Below are 24,520 nucleotides of genomic sequence, written 5' to 3'. Positions count from 1 at the left end.
TTTGGGCGATTATCACTCGGAGACGCTGGGCCGCTATTGTTGCGGTGTTCGTATTGGGCATCGCCCTTCTCGTACGCTACACCAGCGAAATGCCGTGATCGGCATATCAGATCGCAGCGAGCGGCACTTCGAGCTTTCCATGAACCGCCGGACGACCTTCACGCTCGACGAGCTCGATCTTCGCCGCGCGGTCCGCCTGCACGTTTTCAGCGCTTTCCGCGAGAAGAAGACCCTTGTCCGCATGGTGGTGCTCTGGGGCATCTCGATGGCGGTGGTCGTCGGCCTCTTCCTCGCCGCCGGGACGCCCTGGCTCACGTTGCACGGCCACCTCCTGCCGCTCGCGCTCGTCATCACAGCGACCATCCTCGGCACCAGTCTCGGTATCCCCCTCGCACTGAGCCCGCTCGTCATCCGCCGCCGCTTCAAGCAGGAAAAGCTCATTCGCCTGCCCGTCTCGGCCGGCTGGGATGAGGAGGCCTACGAGGCCGAGCAGCCGGGCGTTCGCAATCGCTTTGCCTGGCGCGACTACATGAAGATCCGCGAGGACCGGCACCTCTTCCTGTTCTTCCTGTCGGACTACAACTACCAGATCCTGCCGAAGCGCGCGCTGACACCCGGGCAGATCGAGGACCTCCAGCGGGTACTCGCGACGGTTTGAACCAGCTTTCGATACCCGTTACCGGCGACATCGACCGGGTTCGCCCCTGTCGCACACAGGTCGTATTCGAGGTATCTGTGAAGGTATGAGCGCTGCCTGCCTGAGCTGTGAGATTTCCTCCGGACGAAAGGCAGTCCTTGGCGGTGCGATCTGCGAAACCGGGCATTTCCACGCCCACCAGGACGTCGCCTATCCCGTCCCGGCGCTCGTGATCGTCGCATCGAAGCGTCATTTCCGGTCGCTGCTGGATATGACCGCGGCGGAGACGCTCGAATTCCTGCCGCTTGTCCAGAAGATCAGGCGCGCCCAGGCGCAGATCGGGATCGAGTTCGTCTATTATTTCTACAATGAGGATACCAAGCACCATTTCAATTTCTGGATGGTACCTCGCTATCCATGGATGGCCTCATTCGGCAAATCCATTGAAGCCGTGCGCCCCGCGCTGCTGCATGCACGTGACACAATGAACTCCGAGCAGGAGTTGGCAGCTGTAACGCAGGCAGCTGCAAAGCTGCGCGAATCCTTGAGGAGCCGCTAAAGGGTCGGGAGCGCCTCCAAGAAACGTGGAAGCGGCCCTTACAGCAGCCCCAGCTCCGCCAGTTCGCGCCGCATCTGCTCCGGCATCACGCCGAGATCGCCGCTGCGGCCGTCGATATCGCGCGGTGCGTCCTTGTCCTGCAGATAGCGCCAGCCCTGGAACGGGCGGAACGGGCGCGGCTCGACCGGCACCACCACCGGCTCCATCACCAGATGGCAGCGGCCGATGCCCTCGCCGTCGGTGAAGGGGCGGATGGCGATCAGGCGCTGGCGGGCCGAGACCTGGCCCTTGATCACCCAGTAAAGAGAGCCGCCGGTGACGATCTCCTCGATCCGCTTCGGCACCATGCGGGTGGTGTGCAATTGCTCCGCCGGCTCGCCGCGGGCGCGGCGCTGTGCCTGCCGTTCGGCGATCCACTGTTCGAGGTCGCTGATCGATTCGGCGCCGACGCAGAGCTTGAGGATATGGAGCGGCATGGCGGGCAACCTAATCCTCAGAGGCGCGCCTCGCCAGAGCCTGCGGCCTTTCTCCACAACCGCGCCGCGCGGGGGTGGCCAGCATAAGCGCGGTCATGACGGCGCCGCTCCTACAGGCTAGTAAGGCCACCGATCCGAACGGAGGCACGACATGCGCGGACTGCAAGGCAAGGCCATTCTCGTCACCGGCTCATCGACCGGCATCGGCTATGCGATGGCCGAGCGCCTGATCGCCGAGGGCGCCAAGGTGCTGATCCACGGCCGCGAGCAGAACGAGGTCGACACCGCCTGCCGCAAGCTCGGCCCATCCACCGCCGGCGCGACCGGCGATCTCGCCGAGCCGGCGACCGCGCAGACGTTGGTCGATGCGACGCGCAAGGCCTTCGGCCGCATCGATGGCCTCGTCAACAATGCCGGCATCTACCCGCGCGGCGTGCTCGGCGAGACCACGGCCGCCTTCTTCGACCATGTATTTGCGATCAACACCCGTGCGCCGCTGCTCTGCGCCGAGGCGGCAACCCGCGCCTTCCGCCTGCAGAAATCCGGCGGCTCGATCCTCACTGTCGGCTCGATCAACGCATTTTGCGGCAATTCCAACCTCACCGTCTATTCGATGTCGAAGGGCGCGCTGATGACGATGACGCGCAACCTCGCCAACACGCTCGGGCGCGAGCACATCCGGGTCAACCAGCTCAATGTCGGCTGGACCTTCACCGCCAACGAGGATGCAACGCAGCAGCGCGAGGGCAAGAAGCCGGGCTGGGAGAAGGAGGTACCGCTCGAATTCGCCCCCTTCGGCCAGATCATGCAGCCGGCCGAGATTGCCGCCCACACCGCTTTCTGGCTGTCGGAAGAAAGCGGCCACGTCTCCGGCCAGATCTACGAGGTCGAGCAGTTTCCGCTGATTGGCCGCGGCCGCGCCGCGGACTAACTCGCGACGTATTTGCGCACCACTTGAGCGACGACGCATCCGGGATGGCAGGGCGAACCCTTCCGGACTGCTTCGCCCACTTACCGAGATGACGATGCCGACCAACGCCTTTTCGCCCTGGCTGACCCGCTGGAATCTCGCGCCTGCCGGCGAGCCGATCCGCACCCATGCCAGCCAGCTCTTGCCTGTGCTGCACGATGGCCAACCCGCCATGCTGAAGCTGCCCGAGGTCGAGGACGAACAGCGCGGCTACCTGCCGCTCGACTACTGGGCTGGCGACGGCGCCACTCGGCTGCTCGAGCGCAATGACGATGGCAGCGCCATGCTGATCGAGCGCGCCACTGGCTCCCGCTCGCTCGCCGCCATGGCTCGCAGCGGGGCAGTGGGCGACGATGAGGCGACCGCCATCCTCTGCGATGCCATCGCCGCCCTGCAGAAGCCGCGCGGCCCGGTGCCATCCGGACTGATCCCGCTGGATATCTGGTTCAAGGACCTGTTTCCGGCTGCTGCCGAACATGGTGGCATTCTTGCCCGCTCGGCGGCGACGGCGAACGAACTCCTGCCGGCACAGCGCGAAATCCTGCCACTGCATGCCGACCTGCACCATGACAATGTCCTCGATTTCGAGGCCCGGGGCTGGCTCGCCATCGATCCGAAATCGGTGATCGGCGACCGCGCCTTCGAATACACCATCCTCTTCTGCGATCCCGACCTCGCCGATCCCGAGCCGCCGGTCGCGATCCTGCCCGGCCGTTTCGAGCGCCGGCTTGAGATCGTGCTGGCGAAGTCAGAACTGGAACGCGAGCGCCTGCTGAAATGGATCCTGGCCTGGTGCGGACTCTCGGCCGCCTGGTTCCTCGGTGACGACGATCCGCTGGCGGAGATCAATCTCGCTGTTGCCGAGCGGGCGATCGTCGCGCTGGACGCGCTCTGATCTCGCTCAGTGCTGCGCTTGCATCCACGCGCTGAAGGTTTCGGGCAAGACATTCGACCCGCAGATCACCGTGGCGACGCGCTTGCCGCGATAGCGCCCGGGGTCTTCCAGCATGGCCGCGATGCCGAGTGCGGCGGAAGGTTCGGTGACGAGGGCGGCGTGCCGGTAGAGCAGCCGCATGCCCTCGACGATGCTGGCTTCCTCGACCAGCGGAACATGATCGGCGACGGCGAGGAGATCGGCGAGGACCTCCGGGATCGGAAACCGCCCGGCGACGCCGTCGGCGATCGTATTGGTGCTCTCGGTGGTCACGACCGAACGAGCCCGCCACGACAGCGCCAGGGCCGGCGCGCCTTTCGGCTGGATGCAGACGATCTCGGTCGCTGGCGACAGGGTTTTCATGACATGGCCGACACCGGTGGCCAGCGCACCGCCGCCGAGCGCGAGCAGCACCGTATCGATGCGCCCTGCCCCCTCGACGAGTTCGAGGCCGATCGTTGCCGCGCCCTCGCAGGTGTCGAGGTTCTCGCTGTCCTCGATCAGGAAAGCCCCGCCACGTGCCGCGATCTCGCGAGCGCGCTCACGGGCGATCTCGATGTCGCCCTCGACCAGTTCGACCAGCCCGCCCAGACGGCGGATGCGCTCGATCTTGCCGGGATTGGCGCCCTTCCCCGCGATCACCATGACCTCGATGCCGCGCGCCCGGCCGCTATAGGCGAGCGCCTGGCCGAGATTGCCGGCGCTGGCGCAGACCGCGGCCTTGGGGCCGGAACTTCCGGCGAGCCGCGCCATCGCGACCTCGGTGCCGCGACCCTTGAAGCAGCCGATCGGGTTCGCGGTCTCGAGCTTGATGACCAGCTCGCAGCCGAGCAGTTCGCCGAGTGTCGGAGAGAGGAACTGCGGTGTGTCCCGGAACAGCGGCGCGATCTCGCCCCGCGCCTGCCGGATGCGGTCAAGATCGAGCCTGGTATTCGGCTGCATGGGACAAGCCTTCGGCAGGATGGTAGGAACGATGCGTGCGCTTTAACGCACAAGGCCGTTGTACGCAATAACGCACAGACTGGAGAGCGCCTGCATGAAGTCCGTCAGCCCCGTCGAGACACCGAAGCTGCTGAAGTCGATCCGAAGCGACCGCGGCTGGAGTCTCGACCAGACGGCAGCGCGCACCGGCGTCAGCAAGGCGATGCTCGGCCAGATCGAGCGGGGCGAATCCGCGCCGACGATCGCGACGCTCTGGAAGATCGCCACGGGCCTGGGCGTTCCCATGACCGCATTGCTGGAGGCCGATGGCGGGAGCGGCGATGTGCTGCTTTTGCGCGACGCCGCTGACTTACGCGTGCGCCCGTCGCAGGAAGGCATGCAGCGGGCTCTTGTCTTTCCGTACGAGGCGCGGTTCGGCTTCGAGCTCTACGAGCTCACCTTCGCGCCCGGTTTCGAAAGCATCTCGGAGCCGCACGACGTCGGGGTCGTGGAGCATGTCACCGTCCAGCACGGCGAGGTCGAACTGCTGGTCGAGGAGGAGTGGCGGCCACTCAAGCAGGGGCAGGCGCTGCGTTTTCCCGCCGATCGCCGGCACGGCTATCGCAACCGCACCCGCGAAGAGGCCGTGGTCATGGACCTGATCCACTACCGCTTTGCGCCAAACCCGAGGGCTTGAATCCGTCGAGGAGACGCTCCGGCCTTCAGCGCCGCGCCCGTTTCACTCCCCGAGCACGACCACCTTCGCACCCTCGGCCACCTGCGCGCCCGGCTCGGCGCCGAGCTCCGTGACGGTGCCGTCGCGCGGGGCTGTCAGCACATGCTCCATCTTCATCGCTTCGACGATGGCGAGCCGCTGGCCCTTCACCACCGCCTCGCCCGCCGTGACGAAAAGCGCGATCAGCTTGCCGTGCATCGGCGCTTTGATCACGCCGCCAGCGCCGGCGACTGCGTTGAGATCGACACTGAACGGATCGAACAGCGCGACGGAGGTCTGCCGGCCGCGATGCAGCGCGAGATAGGTCCCGCCCTCGGCCCGGGCCAAAGTCACCTCATGCTCGCCCTCCGGTAGCGGATGGCCCGGCAGCGAAACGCGTGCATCGTCGCCGTTCCACTCGATCTTCGCCTCGATCCGCTCGCCATCGACCAGCAGCGGCAGGCCGAGCGCCGGGCGCGGCATCAGCGAGAAAGCATCGGCATCGAGCCAGGGCGACTTACTCTCATCGCCGGTCCGCTCGACGGCGAGGTCGAGCAGCGCCACCTGGCGCTCCTCTTCCAGCTGCAGGGCTGCCGCCGCGACCGCCGCCGCGTCGAGCGGCTGTGGCTCGGCCCCGAGCGCTTCGATATTGCGCTCGATGAAGCCGGTGTCGAACGGCCCCTTCCGGAAGCCCTCCGCCTCGGCGAGCTTCGTCAGGAAGGCGAGATTGGTGCGCGGCCCGGCGACGATGGTCTCGCCGAGCGCGAAGGCGAGATGGTCGAGCGCCTCGTCGCGGGTGCGGCCATGCGCAATCACCTTGGCGATCATCGGGTCGTAATAGGGCGTCACCGTATCGCCGGCCTCGACGCCGGTATCGATGCGGATGTCCTCGCTCTGCGGGAATTGCAGTGCCCAGAGCTTGCCGGTCGATGGCAGGAAGCCCTTCTCCGGATCCTCGGCGTAGAGCCGCGCCTCGACGGCGTGCCCCTCGGCGCGGACGTCCGCCTGCGTGAAGCCGAGCGGCTCGCCGGCGGCGACCTTGAGCTGGAGCTCGACGAGGTCGAGCCCGGTAATCGCCTCGGTGACGGGGTGCTCGACCTGGAGACGGGTGTTCATCTCCATGAAGTAGAAGCGGTCGGCACGCAGGCCGTCGCGCCCGTCGGCGATGAACTCGACCGTGCCGGCCCCGACATAGCCGACCGCCCTGGCCGCCTCCGTCGCCGCCTTGCCCATGGCAGCGCGCACCTCGGCCGTCATCCCGGGCGCCGGCGCTTCCTCGATCACCTTCTGATGGCGGCGCTGCAGCGAGCAATCGCGCTCATAGAGATGCACGACATTGCCATGGCTGTCGCCGAAGACCTGGATTTCGACATGGCGCGGCGAGAGCACATATTTCTCGACCAGCACGCGCGCATCGCCGAAGGCGTTCTTGCCTTCTCGTTGAGCGCTAGAGAGCGCGTCGGCGAAATCCTCGGGCCGATCGACCTTCTTCATGCCTTTGCCGCCGCCGCCGGCGACCGCCTTGATCAGCACGGGATAGCCGATGCGTTCGGCCTCCTTGGCGAGGAAGCCGACATCCTGCTCGGCGCCGTGATAGCCCGGCACGACCGGGACATTAGCCTTCTCGACTAGTGCCTTGGCGGCGTCCTTCAGGCCCATCGCGCTGATGGCGGAGGCCGGCGGGCCGACGAAGACGATGCCGGCTGCGGCGCAGGCTTCGGCGAACGCGACATTCTCGGAGAGGAAGCCATAGCCCGGATGGATGCAGGCCGCACCGGCCTGCTTCGCCACGGCGAGGATCTTGTCGGCATCGAGATAGCTCTCGCGCGCCGGCGCCGGCCCGATGCGATAGGCCTCGTCCGCCATCTCGACGAACAGCGCCTCAGCGTCGGCATCGGAGTAGACGGCGATGGTGCGCAGGCCGAGCCGCTTGGCCGTGCGGATCACCCGGCAGGCGATCTCGCCGCGATTGGCGATCAGGATGGAGGGTAGTTTTGCGGCAATCGACATGGGGCATCCTCGAACCGATGCCCCCGTTATAGCTGAGCCGAGGCCCTTGTCTGCGCCTTGTTGCGCAGGCCGGGATGGGCGCGCCGCCTCAATCCAGCAGTCGCAGCCGCCGCCCGAACTTCAACGTCAGCGTCGTGCCGGCAATCAGCCCGAGCGCGAAGACCCAGCCCGAGACCGCCCCGGCCGAGATGCCGGAGAGCAGCGTGCCGACCGTGCAGCCGAGCCCGAACACCGTGCCCCAGCCGAGCAGTACGCCGCCGACCAGTCCGCGCAGCACGTGCCCACCGCTCGGCCGCCGTGGCCTGAACGCGCCCGCCGCCAGCGCCGCGGCGAACGCAGCCGCGACCAGCCCGGCGATGAAGAGCCCGTTCGGCGTCAGCAGCGCGTCGCGGATCAGGGTGGCGCAACCGCGGAAGCTGTCGAGCCCCTCCAGTCGCGCCGGCAACCAGTCGAACGAGGTCGCAAGCTGGCGCGAGCGCGAGCCGAGCTCGGCGGTGACACCGAGCGGCGACAGGCGCAGATAAGCGGCAACGCCGATCAGCCCGACGAAGAGCCCCCCTAACCAGGCCGGCCAGCGTCGCAGGAAGATCGCGGCGACCGGATCGGTTTGTGCCTCGCCTGCAGGCCCCTGCTCGCTCGACCGACCAACCCGCAGCAGCCACCAGGCGGCCGCGCCGAGCACGGCAAGCCCGGCCAGCAGCGCGCCGCCATAGCCGAGCTGGCGCGGCAGCCACAGCACGGGCGATTCCGAGATCGTCAGGAGATAGAGCTCATTCCAGCTCAGGAAGCCGAGGATGAAGCCGAGGCCGGCGCCGATCAGTGCGAAAAGCGAGGTCGGCGAGCCTTCGCCCAGCCGGTAGAGATGGGCGCTGATGCAGGAGCCCGAGATCGCCATGCCGGCGCCGAAGGCGAGACCCGCCAGCAGCAGCGCCGGACCGACCGGGCCGATATGCGCGGTCGGCGGCAGCCGCGTGCCCGTGGGATCGGGCAGCCAGGCGCCATAGATCAGGGTGTAGCCGGCGAGCCCGACGCCGAGCGCCGTGAGGATGCCGAGCAGGCCGCGCGGATCGCGCCGGTCGAGCCAGTCCTTCCAGATGCAGAGGAAGCAGAAGCGCGCCCGCTGCAGCACGAAGCCGAAGGCGGCGCCCAAAATCAGCGAGAGCTGCAGCTGCGGCGCCGGATCACCATGGCGCCCGACGAGGTAGATCGAGGCTGCGATCGCGGCAGTGACCACGGCCGCGCCGATGAAGCGCAAGGGCGGCAGCCTGATCGGCTCCGCCCCCGCCTGCCGGCGCGCCGTCTCATAGTCCAGCGCGCCGCTATCGTCGGAGATGCTCATTCAGGCTGACTTGCAGTCTTACTTGCCGCCCCAGACCGTGCCGGCCGGGTTCGAGATCGGCAGGCCGACGACATTGCCGTATTCGGTCCAGGAGCCGTCATAATTGGCGGCCTGGTAGCCGAGCACGCGCGAGAGGATGAACCAGGTGTGGCTCGAGCGCTCGCCGATGCGGCAGGAGGTGATCACCGGCTTGGAGCCATCGATCCCGACCTCGGAATAGAGCTTCTTCAGCTCCTCCGGCGACTTCAGCGTGCCGTCTGCCTGGTTGACCGCGCGCGCCCACGGCACGTTGACCGAGCCCGGGATATGGCCGGCGCGCAGCGCCAGCTCCTGGAAGCCGGCCGGGGCGATGATCTTGCCGGAGAACTCGTCCGGCGAGCGGATGTCGAGCACGCGCGCCTCGGACTTCTTCTCGACGGTGGCGACGACGTCGGTCAACCGCGCGCGCAGCGCCTTGTTGGGCTCGCCGACGCTGAAGCTCGACGCCTTGACCGGCACCGGATTGGTCGCGACCGGGCGCTTCTCCAGCTCCCATTTCTTGCGGCCGCCATCGAGCAGCTTCACGTTGTCGCGCAGGCCGTAGATGTCGAACACCCAGGCGCCCCAGGCGGCGAACCAGTTGTTGTTGTCGCCGTAGAGGACGACGGTCACGTCCTTGTCGACGCCGAGCTTGCGGGCGAGCGCCTGGAACTTCTCCGGGCCGGCGATGTCGCGCGAGACAGTCTCGACCAGGTCGGTGTGCCAGGCGATGTTCTGCGCGCCCGGGATATGGCCGCGCTCATAGATGCCGGGCTCGACGCTGACCTCGACGATCCTGACCTTGGGATCGCTGAGGTTCTTCTCCAGCCACTCGGTCGAGACCAGCGGGCCGGTCTGGGCCAGCGCGGCGCCGCCGAGCGCAAGACTTGCAGCCAGCATGGCCGCGCCGCGGCGGATGAGGGATAGGACGGACATTCTGGCGCTCCTTGGCGCCGAAAGGGTCCGGATACCGGCCCACTTCGGCATGAATTGCAGGGGTTGCCATGATTTCGCCACAGCCCCCGCAGGAGAAGCCGGACAGGATTTTTTTGTTCGCGCGCAGCGCAGAACAAGCCAGTCGTACGACCTTGGTCTACGAAGAATATTCTTCTTTTGCTTCGACTTTCGTCTGGTTCTGCGACTGTCTGGTCGCGCGCCAGATCGCCCAGGTCGCCTGGAAGCAGAGGAAGGCGACGAAGACGTCGAACAGGTATTCCGGCCAGCGTACCGGCAGGAGCCGTGCGCCGAGGCCGAGCAGCGCGAAGCCGGTCGTCGAGATCGCATCGTTGCGCGAGGACAGCCAGGTCGCCTTGATCACCGGATTGGACTCGCCCCGAAAACGCCAGAGCACGCCGATGATCAGATAGGCGATCAGGATCGCGCTCGCCGCCGAGAAGCCGAGTGCGAAGACCTCGATCGGCCGCGGCCGGGCGATTTTATCCCAGAGGTCGTAGAGCGTGTGCAGCCCGGCGACCGCCATCACCGCGCCGATGCCGAGCGCCGCGAGCTTCTCGGCGCGCTCGTCGCGGCCGAAGACCAGCGCCGCGATGCCGTAAAGCGCGACGTCGTAGACCCAGTCGACGCCGTCCTTGAACAACTGGTTGTTGCCGATCGCCAGCGCCCAGAGCACGACATTGCCCGCGAAGATCAGGATGCCGAGCGCAATGCCCCAGATCGTCAGCCGATAGGCCCGGCCGACTTTGGGATCGACCGGCGCGGCATGGCCGGGCTCACCTTCGCCGTCATGGTCGGGCTTGTCCCGACCATCCACGTCTTCAGGCCGCTGCGACGCATCGAAGGCTGACAAGCGAGGCACTCCCGAGCCGCCCCGGACAGTGTCGCGCAAAAATCGATCGTCGCAAGCCGTCGCTGGCCGGGACTGGCCCGACCAGGACGACAGCGGATCGCCGCTCATCGCACCGGCGCTTGTGAGGGTGCGCCCCTCACCCGCGCCCGACGAGCGGGGCCTTGGTCGCCATCACCGTGACGAACAGGATATTGGCCTCGAGCGGTAGGCCGGCCATGTGCAGCACGGTGGTGGCGACATGGTCGACATCCATCACCGGCTCGACCTTGATCGAGCCGTCCGGCTGCGGCACGCCGGTGGTCATCTTCTTGGCCATCTCGGTCAGCGCATTGCCGATATCGACCTGGCCGACGGCGATGTCGTATTTGCGCCCGTCGAGCGAGGCGGTCTTGGTCAGGCCGGAGATGGCGTGCTTGGTCGCGGTGTAGGCGGCCGAGTTCGGCCGCGGCACCTGCGCCGAGATCGAGCCGTTGTTGATGATGCGCCCGCCGCGCGGTTCCTGCGCCTTCATCGCCTTGAAGGCTTCCTGCGTGCACAGGAACGGGCCGGTCAGATTGGTGTCGACCACCCTCTGCCAGTCTTCCAGCGAGAGATCTTCGAGCAGCACGCCGCCCGGCGCGTTGACGCCGGCGTTGTTGAACAGCACGTCGACGCGGCCGAACTTCGCCTTGGTGGCCGCGAAAAGAGCTTCGACCGACCGCTTGTCGGTCACGTCGGTCGAGACCGCGAGCGCCTGCTCGGCCGGCGCGCCCGAGAGCTTGATCGTCTCTTCCAAAGCGTCGGCACGGCGTCCGGCCAGCACGGTGCGGTAGCCATCCTTCAGGAAGGCGATGGCGACGGATCGGCCGACACCCGAGCCGGCGCCGGTGATGATCGCGACCTTGTTATGCCCAGACATGCGCTTCCTCGCCCTACCGTGATTTCAACCGTTTCAGGTGCCGCACCATAGCAAGGTATGCAGTATGCGGAACCGCTTTTCGCGCAGGCCAGCCGCTTGCCAGCGTCTGCGCCTGCCCTACTGTTCTAGCGAGGGAGGATGCATCATGACCAGCCTGAGCCGCCGCAGCTTGATAGCCACCGGAGCCGCGACGCTCGCCGCACCCGTCCTCGCCCAGCAACCCGGCCATGAGCAGCATGGCGGCCATTACGAGCGGCTGAACCAGCCCGGCCGCATCGGCAAGCCCGAGCTCGCCGCCTCGCAGAACGTCTTCGATTCACCTGTGCCGAAAGCGGCCAGTCCCGGCCGCTGGGGAGCCAAGGCGCTGCTGCCGCTGCCGCGCTCGGAAATGGCCTGGGCGGCGGCGCATGACGACCGCATGCACATCGTCGGCGGCTATGGCGAGCAGCGCACCGACCGGCCCTATCATCATGTCTACGATCCCAAGGCCGACAAATGGAGCGACGGCGCGCCCCTGCCCCAGGGCGCCAACCATGTCGGCGTCGCCTTCCTCGATGGAAAACTCTACGCCATCGGCGGCTTCCTGGAGCAGAACCGCAAGCCGCATCCGCAATGCTTTGTCTACGACCCCAAGGCGGACAAGTGGGCGCAGATCGCGCCTTTGCCCCGCCCGGTCGGCTCGGCCGCGATCGTCGGCCTGAACGGCCTGCTGTATTCGATCGGCGGCGCGATCGGCGACACCACCGAGAGCAAGACCTCGGTCAACTGGCACCGCGTCTACGACCCCAAGGCCGATGCCTGGAGCGAGCGCACGCCGCTGCCGACGGCGCGCGACCACACGGGCACGCTGGCCATCGGCAACCTGATCCATGTCATCGGCGGCCGCGTCGACTCGTTTCACACCAATTCGAACCTGCACCACGCTTATGATCCGGGAACCGACAAATGGGCGCCGCGCAACCCGCTGCCGACCGCCCGCTCCGGCCATGGCGCCGTGCTCTATCGCGGCAAGGTCTTCATCATGGGCGGCGAAGGCACCAACCGCGTCTTCGGCCAGATGGAGGCCTATGACCCGGCCAGCGACGGCTGGGAGCAATACGCCCCGATGCTGACGCCGCGTCACGGCCTCGGCGCCGCTTTGGTAGGCGACGCCATCCACGTCGCCGGCGGCGGCCCGGTCATGGGCGGCGGCGTGCAGAGCGCCGTGCACGAGGCGTTTAGTTTGGGATAGGACCCAGACCAACCTTCTCACCAACGAGCGGCACGGGCGGATAGAAATCCCCACAAACGCTGCTTCGCTTGACTATCGCGCTACAATTTTCAACCAATGATAGAAAGTTCGATTCGCGCGGGAGGGGGCAACCCGTACTTTACACATGACAGAGGCTGACACGAACTTACCATTGAATAGACTGTCAATAACGAAAGCGGCCCTAATCGGTGAATACCGACGGCGGAAGAGCGCTTACGAAGTCAAACGCGTCTCTACCACTGATTTATCTAAATATCTTCAAGATGGCTGGACCTTAGTCCGAGAGATGAAGCGGGGCGTAAGGGTTGCAAAGGCGAAAACAGCCGACGAAATATTACAGAATCAAATTTGGATAATGCTGTATATGCTCGGCTAGGAGCAACTTAACGTTGGCGCAGAGATCGTAGCTGAGTTCGATTCCAACGGAAAACGTTCCAAAACAATAATTGATATTATTGCATTGGACGAAGAAACGGCTATTGTAGTTAAATGCATATCATCAAATACAAGCAGTCGGATAATTAAACAGGAAATAGCTGAACTGGATGCAGCGAGGAAGCAAATATCCGACTCAATTAGAGCATTCAAAGGAAGGGAATTTAAGCCAAAAATCATTTGGATGCTTGTGACATCCCGAACTCGATGGAGTGAAAAAGACCTCTCCCTTGCTAAAGAGAAGCAAATACAGATCATTCGAGAGCAAGAACTTCGCTATTTTATGGAAATTGCCAAGAATATCGGCAAGGCCGCTCGCTATCAATTTCATGCAGAATTTCTTAGTGGGCAGAAGATTCCCGCCTTATCTAATGCCTACGTGCCCGCATCTCGGTTTCGTCTTGGCGGAAGGACGGCATACTCATTTACAATATCTGCCAAGGATTTACTAAGAAGAGCGTTTGTAAATCACCGCGACCTCCGCGACCCGTCGGGCGCGCCCGCGTATCAGCGCCTAGTAAATCCCAACCGATTAAAAAATATTGCAGCTTTCCTTGAGAAAGGAGGGTACTTCGCCAATTCAGTCCTTATCAATTTCCACCAAGACATGCGATTTGATATAACTGACCGAGAGCCTGAAGGTGGGACGCGTTTCGGACGGCTATATCTACCGGACACTTATAAGAGCTGCTGGATAATTGACGGTCAGCACAGAATTTATGGTGCGGCCATCGTTGATGAGTCGAAAGCGCCCACTGTCCCAGTCGTTGCATTTGAACGCCTACCAACGGACGCTGAAGCGAGGCTATTTACCACCATTAACCGGGAGCAGAGACCGGTTCAAAAGAAGCTTCTCGAAGAGCTAGACGGAGAACTGAAATGGGGCTCATCCGACCCAAAAGAAGCGCTTAGCGCGATAGCCGCGCGCGCACTAGACATCCTACGAAGCGAGGTACTTGGACCGTTCGAGGACCGCATTGCCTTACCCGGCATGCGCGGCAGGCAACAGCCCCTAACCGTGCCTCAGTTGAAGCCAGAGATCGTCAAAAGCCAGCTAATTGGCAGGTTTTCAAACCGCGATGGCCGCCTCATGCCTGGTGCACTGACAGGCGCAACGGACCACGAGACACTAGCCAATCTATGTGCGTATCTGTCGAGTTATTTTGATGGAATTCGGGGCTCAAACCCCGATAAATGGGACAGCCATTCCGTTCCTCTTTGTCATAATATCGCGGTATCTGGCCTAGTTCGACTAGCTGCCGAGCTGGTCGACTATATGCAACAGAAAGACAACACCGCTGCGAGAGAAATCTCTCCGGATGATCTGGCAGAGCAAACATTAATTTTGGCCGAACCCCTACTAGAGTTTTTCCGAACTTCAACGGAAGCCGAATTCAAGGAAAAATTCCCTATCGTATTTGGATCGGGGGGCCCGCGGCGCTTCTTTCTCCAGGCAGCCACGATAGTCAACGAGGCGCTGGCGGACTTCAGACCGGACGGCCTTATCGATCACATTGCGGAGACATCTAAGGATCGAACCGAAAGGGCCGATCGGTCTGTCAAATGGATCGTGGATATCCTACATGCACACGTTGTAGATGCGCTGCGCGCATCATATGGAGCCGACTTCTTCGAAAAGGGCATCAGAAACAAAGAGATAAAGATCAAGGCTTATTCGAAGCGGGCCGATACAGACCCCGATGGCCAGACTCCATTGGAGAACTATCTGGATGTCATCGAGCTAAAGAAGATTGTCGACTCTCCGGAAAATTGGCCTATTTTTAAAGAAACATTAAATATCAAGCTCGCCGATCAGCAGAATGGCCTTGCGAAGTACACAAAATGGATCGAGGAATTCAACGAAATCAGAAAGATATTCGCACATCCATATAACCGAAAATACTCGGATGATAACCTTAAGGTCCTGGAAACTATTGAGTCGGCCCTTACAAAGAACCTGAGACGATGAATTCTGCATATCCCTCACTCACACCGCCACTAAAATGGGCGGGCGGCAAGCGTTGGCTTGCAAGGAAACATGCATCTGCGTTTCCCGTTAAATTTGATAGATATATTGAGCCTTTTGTTGGCGGAGGAGCGGTATTTTTTGCTTTAAGGCCGAGCCAAGCTCTCATATCGGACATTAATCCCCTTATAGCGACGCTCTACCGTGCACTAAAATCTAATTATGAAACCGTCCATGATAAGCTGAAACTGCACTCGCAAAATCATTCAAACGATTACTATTATTGCACGAGAGCGAGCCGCCCGACTGATGACGCCTCGATAGCCGCATGGCTACTATATTTGAATCGAACTTGCTACAATGGCTTGTATCGGGTGAATCTTCGTGGCGAATTTAATGTTCCAAGAGGAACAAAAGATAAAATACTATTTGATTACGATGATTTTTCAGGTGTATCCGAAGCGCTTAGAGGCACTGAGATCACCCATGGGGACTTTGAAATAGTTCTTTCTCAAGCAAAGGATGGTGATTTTGTATATATTGATCCACCATATACTGTAATGCATAATAATAATGGCTTTATCAAGTATAATGAAAATATTTTTAGCTGGAGAGATCAAGAAAGATTAGCATATGAGGCGCAAGCAGCAGCCGACCGTGGCGCCATGATCTTAATAAGCAATGCAGATCACAAGTCAATCTGGAGTCTCTACGAAGGAAGAGGAACGATTAGTGCCGTTGCTCGCCATAGCGTAATTGGAGGAGGAGCCGCCTACCGCTCACAGTCGTCTGAACTACTTATTCGCCTAGGGTATTGACAGATGCGCCGGTATTCACCGGCGCGCCCTCTTCACATCTCCCCCGCCGGCGATAACCCGCCCTACGCCGATGCCGCTAGGACTGGCTCGCCGAGTCGCTCGGCACAACGGGCGTATCCGCGAACCGCTCAAGCACGAAGGCGACAGCCGCCGTCGCAGCGATCGCGAAGAGCAGCCGCCCGAACAGGACGGTGGTCAGGTCGGCGCCCAGGGCGACCACGACCAGCGTGTCCTCGATCAGGCTGTGGGCGAAGCCCATGAAGACGCTGGCGAGGAAGACCTGGCGCGGTTCGATCGGTTGCCGGCGCACTTCCGCCAGCATCAGCCCGCTGCCATAGGAAATGCCGAGCAGCAGACCGACGGTGGTGAAGGGCAGCGCCTCCTGGCGCAGACCGACCAGCCGGAACAGCGGGGCGAGCCCCTTGTAGAGCACGTCGAGAATGCCGGCGGCCCTGAGCAGTTCCATCGCCCAGGACAGGGCAAGCAGGACCCCGAGCATCACGACCAGCGTCTTGGCGGTGCCATAGGCGAAGCCGATCCAGCCGCCCTCGCCCGCCATGGGCTTCCAGACCGGGGCGATCGGCTGCGACAGCCAGCCTGTCGCGGCAAAGAGTTGGTGCAGGAATGCGGCGAAGGCCATTGCGCCGGCGATGCGCAAGATCGATGTCGTCCAGAAACTCGGCCCGGCCCTGGCGACGATGCGCTGCTCGACCGGAATGGCATGCGCCATCAGGAGCAGGCTGGAGAACACGGTCATGTCGGCGGTGCTGAGCGCCGTCATCGGCACGAGCGTGAACAGCACGACCACGGCGCCCCACATCCCGACCAGCAATCCCGTCAGCCAGGCCAGCGCCAGCTCCGGCGGCAGGCCAAACAGCCCCATCGCCGGCGCGAGCCAGGGCGATACGGCCTTGATCACGCCGAGCTCGGTCAAAGCCTGCGTCGCCACGGCGATCGGAACCATGATCACCACCAACTCGCGATAGACGCCCAGCGTCTCCAGGGTCTTGCGGTAAAACTGGGTTTGCAGCGGCATCGTTGGCGGTCCTCGATTGATGCCGGGAAACTAGCGCCGGCGCATGCTCGGCGGTGGTCAAAATCGTCGACTTCGTGCAATTTTATTGCACAGCAAGCGAAGAACTGGCCGCCATGGATCGCATCGACAGAAAGCTGCTCAACCTGCTCCAGGCGGACGCCTCGCGCACCAACGCGCAGCTCGCCGAGGAAGTGGGCCTCGCACCGTCGAGCTGCCTGCGGCGGATCAGGCGCCTGGAGGCGGCTGGCATGGTCCTGCGCACCGTGGCGATCCTCGATCCGGCCAAAGTGGGCAAGGGCCTGAAGGTGATCATCGCCGTCGAACTCGCCCGGCATGACGAGCCGAATCGGCGGCAATTCCTCGAATTGGCGGCGCGCCAGCCAGCGGTCGTCCAGGCCTATGGCGTCACCGGCCAGACCGACGTGATCCTGATGTTGCGCGTCGCCGACATGGACGAAGTGACGGCGCTCTGTGAATTGCTGTTCGACGAGCACAGCAACGTGACGCGCTATTACACAATGGTCGTCAACAAGACCGCCAAGGAGACGACGGCGGTTCCGCTTTGAGCCGGCCCGCCCGAAGCGGGGCGCTGTTGCATGACGAGTGGACGGCCAGATCGGGAGTCATATGATGAAGGTCTGGATGATCGGCGTGGCGGTCGTTCTTCTCATCTGTTTTGCGGCCGTCGCACTGCGCCTGCTTGCGGATTTCGCGGATATCCCCTGCCAGGATGGCGTCTGGGACAACGTCAAGAAGACCTGCGTGCCCTCGTGAGGTCAAAGAGCTCAGCCCCACTTTGACTCGTCAGAGACGCCGCGCCGCATAGACTACGAACACCAGCCAGAGCGGCAGCGTGATCAGCGCGAACATCCTGAGATTGTTGGCATAGGGCAGATGCGGGCCGAGTACGCGCTTCATCGGATCGCGTCCCCGCCCCTCGGCGAACTTCTGCTTGTCCCGTTCGAAAGCCTTGCGCGAGCCCGGGGCATAGACCGCCCAGGCGAGGATGGCAGCGCTGACCAGCGTCAGGGCGATGACGGTCGCAATGGCGATGATGAGATCCACTGGCGGGCCCCTTCACAATGCGCCAGGCATGGCGCCCACGACGTCAGCCTTGCTCGCCCAGCGGCTTTCTCATCGAAGGCGCCGTGTGGAAGGCATAGCTCTCGCGCTCGTAGAAGGGGATCGCCTGGCGCCGCGCGTCGAGGAAGACGGCGGTGAGGCCGCGCGAACCCGCGTCCGCCTCGGCGAAGGCGAGCAGTGCCTTGCCGATGCCGCCGCTGCGAACCTTCTCATCGACCACGAGATCGTCGACATGCAAATGCCCACCGCGCGCCAGCGTATGGACCGGGCGCATGCCGAGCACCCCGACCAGCTGATCGTCGCGAAAGGCGCCAACAAGCTCGTAGCCGGAGAAGGATTGCCGCTGCACGCGCCGCAGGAATTCGGCCTCGTCGAGTGCCGGCCGCAACTGCGCGACGATCGGGAAGGCCTGCGGCCACTCTGCCGGAACCAGACGCCGAACTGAGACCATCGTTCTCTCCCGCACCATCGGCAGCGCAACCCGCCGCTCTTACTGGGGAAAGGCCGGCGAAGGCGGCTCCACCACTGCGGCATGACGATCGCCGCCATGCACGGAAACGCAGCAATATCCTGCATACAAAATTCCGCATACACCCTTGTCGCTTCGACGAGAGCGCTCTACTCCTTGCATGCAAGAACAAGTGACAAGCATGGGAGGATTATGATGAAGGGGTTCCGTAAACTCGCTTTGGCCTTGGGCGCGCTCGCCATCGGCGCAGCGCCGGCCTTCGCCTTCCCGGACCGTCCGGTGCAACTGATCGTGCCCTGGGCGGCCGGCGGCGGCATGGATTCGGTGATGCGCATCTTCGCCAACGGGCTCGAGGCCGAGCTGAAGCAGCCGGTCAACGTCGTCAACCGCACCGGCGGCGGCGGTATCACCGGCCACTCGGCAATCGCGAATGCGGCGCCGGACGGCTACACCCTTGGCGGCGCCAGCCCGGAGATCTCGTTCTTCAAGTCGCTCGGTCTCGGCGAGCTCACGCCTGACTCGATCGACATGTTCTCGCGGGTGTCGCTGATCCCGGCCGGCATCACCATCAAGGCCGACAGCCCGTGGAAGACCGCGGCCGATTATCTCAAGGCGGTGAAGGACAGCCCGAAGGGCTCGATCATGGCGTCCGGCACCGGCGTCGGCGGCTCCTGGCACATCGCCTCGGGCGGTATCCTGAAAGCGGCCGGCATCGCCCCCGACGCGGTGCGCTGGGTGCCGAGCAATGGCGGCGCCCCTGCCCTGCAGGATCTCGTCGCCGGCGGCCTCCAGGTCTTCACCGGCTCGCCGATCGAGGCCAAGGCGATGCTCGAGGCCGGGCGGGTGCGCACCATCCTGCTGATGACAGAGGAGCGCCACCCGAACTTCCCGGACGTGCCGAGCGCCAAGGAGGCTGGGCTCGACTGGACCTATCAGAACTGGTTCGCACTCGCCGCGCCCAAGGGCGTTCCGGCCGACCGCCGCAAGATCCTGTTCGACGCCGCTCAGCGCACCATGCAGCGCGAGGATGTCCGCAAGGGCATGGCCGATCGCGGCATCACCCCGGTCTGGGACAAGCCGGAAGAGTTCGCCACCTATGTGAAGGCCTTCACCGAGCGCGGCAATGGCGTATTGAAGGAACTCGGGCTGACGAAGAACTGACGGCCTAGCCGTCATTTTCGGGCGAAGCGCAGCGCAGACCCGAGAACCTCATGACAGTGAGGCGCAGATCAGCGCCTCATCCTGCCTGAGATGCCCAGGTCAAGCCCGAGCATGACGCATTTGATCACATCCTGAACACGCCGAACCGCGTTTCCGGCACCTCGGCGTTGAGGCAGGCGGAATAGGCGAGCGCCAGCACGCGGCGCGTCTCGGAAGGCAGGATGATGCCGTCGTCCCAGAGCCGGGCGGTGGCGAAATAGGGCGAGCCCTCGGCCTCGATCTTGTCGCGGATCGGCGCCTTGAAGGCTTCGGCGTCCTCAGCCGTCCAGGGCTTGCCCTCGGCTTCGAGATTGTCGCCGCGCACGGTCGCGAGCACGCTCGCCGCCTGCTCGGCGCCCATCACCGAGACCTTCGAATTCGGCCAGGCGAAGAGGAAGCGCGGCGAGTAGGCGCGCCCGCACATGCCGTAATTGCCGGCGCCGAACGAGCCGCCGACCAGCACCGTGATCTTCGGCACGCGGGCCGAGGCGACCGCCGTCACCAGCTTGGCGCCGTCTTTGGCGATGCCGCGCGTCTCGGCCTCGCGGCCGACCATGAAGCCGGTGATGTTCTGCAGGAACAGCAGCGGGATGCGGCGCTGGCAGCAGAGCTCGATGAAGTGCGCGCCCTTGAGCGCGCTCTCCGAGAACAGGATGCCGTTATTGGCGAGGATGCCGACCGGGATGCCGTGGATGCGGGCAAAGCCCGTCACCAGGGTCGAGCCGTAGAGCGGCTTGAACTCGTCGAGCTGCGAGCCGTCGACCAGCCGGGCGATGATTTCGCGGGCGTCGTATTGCTTCTTGAGATCGGTCGGCACCACGGCGTCGAGCTCGTCGGCGCCATAGAGCGGTTCGACCGGTTCGGCGATGTCGATATCCGGCCGCTTGACGCTGTTGAAGTTGCTGGCGATCCGCCGCGCGATCGCAAGCGCATGGGTGTCGTCGCCGGCATAATGGTCGGCGACGCCCGAGAGCCTGGCATGGACGTCGGCACCGCCAAGGTCCTCGGCCGAGACGACCTCGCCGGTTGCCGCCTTCACCAGCGGCGGGCCGCCGAGGAAGATCGTGCCCTGGTTCCGGACGATCACCGTCTCGTCCGACATCGCCGGCACATAGGCGCCGCCGGCGGTACAGGAGCCCATCACCACGGCGACCTGCGGGATGCCGAGGCCAGACAGGGTCGCCTGGTTGTAGAAGATCCGGCCGAAATGCTCGCGATCAGGAAAGACCTCGGTCTGGTGCGGCAGGTTCGCGCCGCCCGAATCGACCAGGTAGATGCAAGGCAGATTGTTCTCGCGCGCGATCTCCTGAGCGCGCAGATGCTTCTTCACCGTCATCGGGTAATAGGTGCCGCCCTTGATGGTGGCGTCGTTGCAGACGACCATCACCTCGCGCCCGGCGACCCGGCCGATTCCGGCGATCATGCCGGCGCCGTGCACGTCCTTGTCGTACATATCGAAAGCAGCGAGCGCGCCGATCTCGAGGAAGGCCGAGCCGGGATCGAGCAGGCGCAGCACGCGCTCGCGCGGGAGCAGCTTGCCGCGCGCCGTGTGGCGCTCGCGCGAGCGGGCATTGCCGCCGAGCGCGGCCGTAGCGCGCCGCTCGGTCAATTGCTCGCGCAGCGCGCTCCACGCCGCGACGTTGGCGCGCGCCTCGGCCGAATTGAGATCGACCTTGCTCTCGATGACCGCCACGGCGCACTCCCTTGCGATAGCCTTCGCTCGGTTATGGCGCGCCATGCGCAAAAGGCAAACAGGCGACGGCGCGCAGATGCGCCGTGCGTGATTCTGCCGAAACGCTATTCGCGCATGCGCTTGACCGAGCCGGTCACGGTCGGAGCGGCGAATGCGCCGACGGCCCCGCCCGCGACGGCGCCGATCGGCCCGCCGATGATCGCGCCTGTTCCCGCGCCAGCGGCAGCGCCCGCGATGCGCTCTTCTGTGGTCGAGCAGGCTGAAAGCAGGACTGCCAGACAGCCCGCAAAGATGAACCTCGTCATCATCGTCCCCGTAGTTGATGTCACGGGGCGAGCATCCCGCCGGATGATCAATGGAAGGTAAACGTCAGGAAGCGGCGACCGTCGGGCCGAAAATCTGCTCGAACTCAGTCCGCAGCACGCTGTCGACCTCGGGCATCGTCACCGGCAGGCCGAGGTCGACCAAAGAGGTCACGCCCTGGTCGGAGACGCCGCAGGGCACGATACCGTCGAAATGCGCCAGCTCCGGCTCGACATTGAGCGAAATTCCGTGGAACGAGACCCAGCGCCGGACGCGGATGCCGAGCGCGGCGATCTTGTCCTCGGCATCTGTCCCTTTCTCAGGCCGGCGCACCCAGACGCCGACGCGCTCCTCGCGCCGCTCGCCGCGGATGTTGAAGGCGCCGAGCGTGCCGATCAGCCAGGCTTCCAGTGCCGAGACAAAGCGGCGCAGGTCCGGCTCGCGTCGCTTCAAATCGAGCATGACATAGGCGACGCGCTGGCCGGGGCCGTGATAGGTGAACTGCCCGCCCCGCCCGGTCCGATGCACGGGGAAGCGCTCCGGCGTCAGCAGGTCCTCGTCCTTCGCCGAGGTGCCGGCGGTATAGAGTGCGGGATGTTCAACCAGCCAGACGCGCTCGCGCGCCATGCCGTCGGCGATCAGCGCGGCACGCGCTTCCATCTCGGCGACGGCGGCCTCGTAGCCGACTGGCTCGTCGGCGATCATCCATTCGACCGGCTCGGAACCTGCCTCCGGCAGGAACGAGACCGACAGTGCCTCGCGCGTCTTCACTATGGCTTAACCTAGTTTGTTCAACTCTTGGCAACCGGTGCGGCGTCCGATCACTTCGCCGCTGCTCATGCGCCGGTTTCCGCGTCTCTGGCAAGTTCGTGGAATCATTTTGAAGTAGGTCTGCGGAGGCGGGTTTTGAAGGCTGATCTCGATCACGTCGCGGTAGAGCTGACGGTGGTGCTCGGCTCGGCGCAGATGCCGATCTACAAATTGCTGCGCATGGGCCGCGGCGCGATCATCGAGCTCAACGCGACCGAGAACGACGAGGTCCAGATTCTCGCTAACAACCACCCCTTCGCCAAGGGCCATGTCGTCGTCGCCGGAACGCGAATCTCGGTCGAAATCACCGAGATGCTGAAGCGGCCGACCGTCTACTCGCTCGAAACCGTCGCCGACGCCGCCTGAGCCTTCTTCCCACAGCTGTTACGTTTTTCCTGATCGCAGCTCTTGTAGCCGGGAACTCGATTTGCTAGACCCGCGCCGCTCCGGAGTTCACCGCCACAGCGCGGCGCCCTCCAAGAGCCGCTGCGGTCATGGCGGAATTGGTAGACGCACTACCTTGAGGTGGTAGCGGGGAGACCCGTGGAGGTTCGAGTCCTCTTGACCGCACCAGTTTAGGGCTAAGGCCCAGGAAACGGCGATCCGCGAGGATCGCCGTTTTTCGTTTCGGATGCATCGAATCCGCTTTCGGTGCGTTGCCTTGTCGTGGCGGCGCTGACACAAGGGCGCTGGCGCGTTCCGGCGCGACTCTCCTGCCCCGAATCCCCTCCCTCGAATCGCGGAGCGACCCATGGTGGAAGCCGAGCACGCTCCAGACGAGACGCTGGAGCGCCAGGTCCGTGACGAGGACGGCGCAATCGATGCCGGATTCGTCGAGCAGGTCTCGCAGGCCGTCCTGCTCTCCGACGTCACCACCTTGCGCGAGCTCGTCGCCGAGCTGCACGAAGCCGATCTCGGCGACCTGATCGAGGCGCTCGACGCCGAGGAGCGGCCGAAGCTGATTTCGCTGCTCGGCGGCGATTTCGACTTCACCGCGCTGACCGAGGTCGACGACGCCGTCCGCGAGGAGATTCTCGAGGAGCTTTCTCCGGAAACGGTCGCCGAGGGCGTGCGCGATCTCGACACCGACGACGCGGTCTACATTCTCGAGGACCTCGACGAGGCCGACAAGCGCGAGATTCTCGACAAGCTGACGCCGGCCGAACGCACCGTGCTGCAGCAGGGCCTCGATTATCCCGAAGGCTCGGCCGGCCGGCGCATGCAGCCCGAGGTGATCGCGGTCCCGCCGTTCTGGACGGTCGGCCACACCATCGACTTCCTGCGCGAGACGCAAGACCTGCCCGAGCGCTTCTTCGAGATCTTCGTCGCCGACCCCAGCCACCATTTCGTCGGCACCGTCAGGCTCGACCAATTGCTGCGCACCCAGCGTCCGGTCAGCGTCGCCGACTTGGTCGAGGACGATCGCCGCGTCGTGCAGGCGACCGACGACGTCGAGGACGTGGCGCGCATGTTCCAGCGCTACAACCTCGTCGCCGCCCCCGTGATCGATGCAGCCGGCCGGCTGGTCGGCGTCATGACTATCGACGACATCGTCGACGTGATTGAGGAAGCCGGCGACGACGACGTCAAGCAGCTCGCCGGCGTCGATGCGGAAGAAGAGATTTCCGACTCGGTGCGCCAGGTCGCGCTTGGCCGTTTTCGCTGGCGCTTCATCAGCCTGATTGCGGCCTTCGTCAGCGCCTCCGTCATGGCAATGTTCGAGGAGCAGCTCGGCAAGCTCGTCGCCCTCGCCGTGCTGGCGCCGATCGTCGCCAGCCAGGGCGGCAATGCGGCGACCCAGACGATGACCGTGGCGGTCCGCGCACTCGGCACCGGCGAGCTCGGCGGCTGGAACATGGGCCGCTTCTTCCGCCGCGAGATGATCGTCGGCGTGCTCAACGGTGTCGCCTTCGCGCTCATCACCGCGCTGGTCGCCGGTTTCTGGTTCGGCAATCCCATGCTCGGCGTGGTCATCGGTCTCGCCATGGTCGCGACCCTGATCATCGCGGCGCTTGCCGGCGTCGCCGTGCCGCTGGCGCTCGACAAGGCCGGCATCGATCCGGCGATCGCGTCCGGCACCTTCGTCACCACCATCACCGATGTGGTCGGCTTCTTCTCCTTCCTCGGCATCGCGACATTGCTGCTGCGTCTGACCTGACATCCGCGGAAAA

Annotated in this window: 26 protein-coding genes and 1 tRNA gene; 14 read left to right on the top strand and 13 right to left on the bottom strand. The window is 64.2% G+C overall.

Annotation, left to right across the window (positions count from 1 at the left end; translation table 11 throughout):
- Window positions 1–139 precede the first annotated feature (139 nt).
- Together BLM15_RS04205 and BLM15_RS04200 are read left to right on the top strand one after the other, a co-directional pair.
- On the top strand, window positions 140–658 hold the full coding sequence (locus tag BLM15_RS04205; RefSeq protein WP_126110654.1) for a YcxB family protein: 519 nt from the start codon (window positions 140–142) through the stop codon (window positions 656–658).
- Window positions 659–743: 85 nt separating this feature from the next.
- Window positions 744–1,196: an HIT family protein gene (locus BLM15_RS04200; RefSeq protein WP_126110652.1), complete on the top strand. Its 453-nt coding sequence runs from the start codon at window positions 744–746 to the stop codon at window positions 1,194–1,196.
- A gap of 38 nt (window positions 1,197–1,234) precedes the next feature.
- Here BLM15_RS04200 and BLM15_RS04195 read toward each other — a convergent pair whose 3' ends face one another.
- On the bottom strand, window positions 1,235–1,672 hold the full coding sequence (locus BLM15_RS04195) for a DUF1489 family protein (RefSeq protein WP_126110650.1): 438 nt from the start codon (window positions 1,670–1,672) through the stop codon (window positions 1,235–1,237).
- Window positions 1,673–1,823: 151 nt separating this feature from the next.
- Between BLM15_RS04195 and BLM15_RS04190 the strand changes: the two genes are divergently transcribed.
- Window positions 1,824–2,603, top strand: coding sequence for an SDR family NAD(P)-dependent oxidoreductase (locus tag BLM15_RS04190; RefSeq protein WP_126110648.1), 780 nt, complete (start codon window positions 1,824–1,826; stop codon window positions 2,601–2,603).
- Between the two features lie 94 nt (window positions 2,604–2,697).
- Complete coding sequence (locus tag BLM15_RS04185; RefSeq protein ID WP_126110646.1) at window positions 2,698–3,537, top strand: aminoglycoside phosphotransferase family protein; 840 nt, start codon at window positions 2,698–2,700, stop codon at window positions 3,535–3,537.
- 6 nt (window positions 3,538–3,543) lie between these two features.
- Here BLM15_RS04185 and BLM15_RS04180 read toward each other — a convergent pair whose 3' ends face one another.
- The gene (locus tag BLM15_RS04180) at window positions 3,544–4,518 is read right to left on the bottom strand and encodes a threonine ammonia-lyase (protein ID WP_126110644.1); all 975 of its coding nucleotides are present in this window, start codon (window positions 4,516–4,518) and stop codon (window positions 3,544–3,546) included.
- A gap of 94 nt (window positions 4,519–4,612) precedes the next feature.
- Between BLM15_RS04180 and BLM15_RS04175 the strand changes: the two genes are divergently transcribed.
- Window positions 4,613–5,194, top strand: a complete 582-nt coding sequence (locus BLM15_RS04175) for a helix-turn-helix domain-containing protein (protein ID WP_126110642.1) — start codon at window positions 4,613–4,615, stop codon at window positions 5,192–5,194.
- A gap of 42 nt (window positions 5,195–5,236) precedes the next feature.
- Here BLM15_RS04175 and BLM15_RS04170 read toward each other — a convergent pair whose 3' ends face one another.
- The 5 genes from BLM15_RS04170 to BLM15_RS04150 form a co-directional block, all read right to left on the bottom strand.
- Window positions 5,237–7,222, bottom strand: a complete 1,986-nt coding sequence (locus tag BLM15_RS04170) for an acetyl/propionyl/methylcrotonyl-CoA carboxylase subunit alpha (RefSeq protein ID WP_126110640.1) — start codon at window positions 7,220–7,222, stop codon at window positions 5,237–5,239.
- 88 nt (window positions 7,223–7,310) lie between these two features.
- The gene (locus BLM15_RS04165; protein WP_126110638.1) at window positions 7,311–8,561 is read right to left on the bottom strand and encodes a YeeE/YedE family protein; all 1,251 of its coding nucleotides are present in this window, start codon (window positions 8,559–8,561) and stop codon (window positions 7,311–7,313) included.
- Window positions 8,562–8,579: 18 nt separating this feature from the next.
- Window positions 8,580–9,515, bottom strand: a complete 936-nt coding sequence (locus tag BLM15_RS04160) for a sulfurtransferase (RefSeq protein WP_126110636.1) — start codon at window positions 9,513–9,515, stop codon at window positions 8,580–8,582.
- Window positions 9,516–9,672: 157 nt separating this feature from the next.
- Window positions 9,673–10,386 (bottom strand): cation efflux transmembrane domain-containing protein, encoded by a 714-nt coding sequence (locus tag BLM15_RS04155; RefSeq protein WP_126110634.1) that lies wholly within the window; start codon window positions 10,384–10,386, stop codon window positions 9,673–9,675.
- Window positions 10,387–10,522: 136 nt separating this feature from the next.
- Window positions 10,523–11,284 (bottom strand): SDR family oxidoreductase, encoded by a 762-nt coding sequence (locus BLM15_RS04150; RefSeq protein WP_126110632.1) that lies wholly within the window; start codon window positions 11,282–11,284, stop codon window positions 10,523–10,525.
- 145 nt (window positions 11,285–11,429) lie between these two features.
- Here BLM15_RS04150 and BLM15_RS04145 point away from each other — a divergent pair, with 145 nt between their 5' ends.
- From BLM15_RS04145 to BLM15_RS04135, 3 genes are all read left to right on the top strand, one after another.
- Window positions 11,430–12,515: a Kelch repeat-containing protein gene (locus BLM15_RS04145; RefSeq protein WP_126110630.1), complete on the top strand. Its 1,086-nt coding sequence runs from the start codon at window positions 11,430–11,432 to the stop codon at window positions 12,513–12,515.
- 481 nt (window positions 12,516–12,996) lie between these two features.
- Window positions 12,997–14,940, top strand: a complete 1,944-nt coding sequence (locus BLM15_RS04140; RefSeq protein ID WP_126110628.1) for a DGQHR domain-containing protein — start codon at window positions 12,997–12,999, stop codon at window positions 14,938–14,940.
- Window positions 14,937–15,755 (top strand): DNA adenine methylase, encoded by an 819-nt coding sequence (locus tag BLM15_RS04135; RefSeq protein WP_126110626.1) that lies wholly within the window; start codon window positions 14,937–14,939, stop codon window positions 15,753–15,755. The genes BLM15_RS04140 and BLM15_RS04135 overlap by 4 nt, the downstream gene beginning before the upstream one ends.
- Before the next feature lie 76 nt (window positions 15,756–15,831).
- On the opposite strand, the gene BLM15_RS04130 is transcribed toward BLM15_RS04135, so the two are convergent.
- Entirely contained in the window at window positions 15,832–16,791 is a 960-nt protein-coding gene (locus BLM15_RS04130) for a nucleoside recognition domain-containing protein (RefSeq protein ID WP_126110624.1), read from the bottom strand.
- 113 nt (window positions 16,792–16,904) lie between these two features.
- On the opposite strand from BLM15_RS04130, the gene BLM15_RS04125 reads away from it, so the two are divergent.
- Together BLM15_RS04125 and BLM15_RS31260 are read left to right on the top strand one after the other, a co-directional pair.
- Complete coding sequence (locus BLM15_RS04125) at window positions 16,905–17,357, top strand: Lrp/AsnC family transcriptional regulator (protein ID WP_126110622.1); 453 nt, start codon at window positions 16,905–16,907, stop codon at window positions 17,355–17,357.
- Window positions 17,358–17,394: 37 nt separating this feature from the next.
- The gene (locus BLM15_RS31260) at window positions 17,395–17,565 is read left to right on the top strand and encodes a hypothetical protein (protein WP_206438604.1); all 171 of its coding nucleotides are present in this window, start codon (window positions 17,395–17,397) and stop codon (window positions 17,563–17,565) included.
- A 30-nt stretch (window positions 17,566–17,595) separates the two neighbouring features.
- On the opposite strand, the gene BLM15_RS04120 is transcribed toward BLM15_RS31260, so the two are convergent.
- A complete protein-coding gene (locus tag BLM15_RS04120; protein WP_126110620.1) occupies window positions 17,596–17,856 on the bottom strand; it encodes a hypothetical protein in 261 nt (86 codons plus the stop codon).
- Between the two features lie 43 nt (window positions 17,857–17,899).
- Window positions 17,900–18,325, bottom strand: coding sequence for a GNAT family N-acetyltransferase (locus tag BLM15_RS04115; protein WP_126110618.1), 426 nt, complete (start codon window positions 18,323–18,325; stop codon window positions 17,900–17,902).
- A gap of 213 nt (window positions 18,326–18,538) precedes the next feature.
- Here BLM15_RS04115 and BLM15_RS04110 point away from each other — a divergent pair, with 213 nt between their 5' ends.
- Window positions 18,539–19,504, top strand: coding sequence for a Bug family tripartite tricarboxylate transporter substrate binding protein (locus tag BLM15_RS04110; RefSeq protein ID WP_206438603.1), 966 nt, complete (start codon window positions 18,539–18,541; stop codon window positions 19,502–19,504).
- 124 nt (window positions 19,505–19,628) lie between these two features.
- Here BLM15_RS04110 and BLM15_RS04105 read toward each other — a convergent pair whose 3' ends face one another.
- The 3 genes from BLM15_RS04105 to lipB form a co-directional block, all read right to left on the bottom strand.
- Entirely contained in the window at window positions 19,629–21,236 is a 1,608-nt protein-coding gene (locus BLM15_RS04105; protein WP_126110614.1) for a carboxyl transferase domain-containing protein, read from the bottom strand.
- Window positions 21,237–21,340: 104 nt separating this feature from the next.
- Window positions 21,341–21,541 (bottom strand): hypothetical protein, encoded by a 201-nt coding sequence (locus tag BLM15_RS04100; protein WP_126110612.1) that lies wholly within the window; start codon window positions 21,539–21,541, stop codon window positions 21,341–21,343.
- A 64-nt stretch (window positions 21,542–21,605) separates the two neighbouring features.
- Window positions 21,606–22,244, bottom strand: a complete 639-nt coding sequence (gene lipB / locus BLM15_RS04095; RefSeq protein ID WP_236846680.1) for a lipoyl(octanoyl) transferase LipB — start codon at window positions 22,242–22,244, stop codon at window positions 21,606–21,608.
- Window positions 22,245–22,445: 201 nt separating this feature from the next.
- Between lipB and BLM15_RS04090 the strand changes: the two genes are divergently transcribed.
- The 3 genes from BLM15_RS04090 (at window position 22,446) to mgtE (ending at window position 24,507) form a co-directional block, all read left to right on the top strand.
- Window positions 22,446–22,715 (top strand): FliM/FliN family flagellar motor switch protein, encoded by a 270-nt coding sequence (locus tag BLM15_RS04090; protein WP_126110608.1) that lies wholly within the window; start codon window positions 22,446–22,448, stop codon window positions 22,713–22,715.
- A 122-nt stretch (window positions 22,716–22,837) separates the two neighbouring features.
- Window positions 22,838–22,922 (top strand) — tRNA-Leu (locus BLM15_RS04085).
- A gap of 178 nt (window positions 22,923–23,100) precedes the next feature.
- Window positions 23,101–24,507: a magnesium transporter gene (gene mgtE, locus BLM15_RS04080; protein ID WP_126110606.1), complete on the top strand. Its 1,407-nt coding sequence runs from the start codon at window positions 23,101–23,103 to the stop codon at window positions 24,505–24,507.
- Window positions 24,508–24,520: the final 13 nt, after the last annotated feature.

Origin of the sequence: Bosea sp. Tri-49 (genome assembly GCF_003952665.1) — a bacterium.
Taxonomy (GTDB): Bacteria; Pseudomonadota; Alphaproteobacteria; order Rhizobiales; family Beijerinckiaceae; genus Allobosea.
Note: the sequence above shows the minus strand (reverse complement) of the source record. Positions and strands in the feature narration are given on the sequence as shown.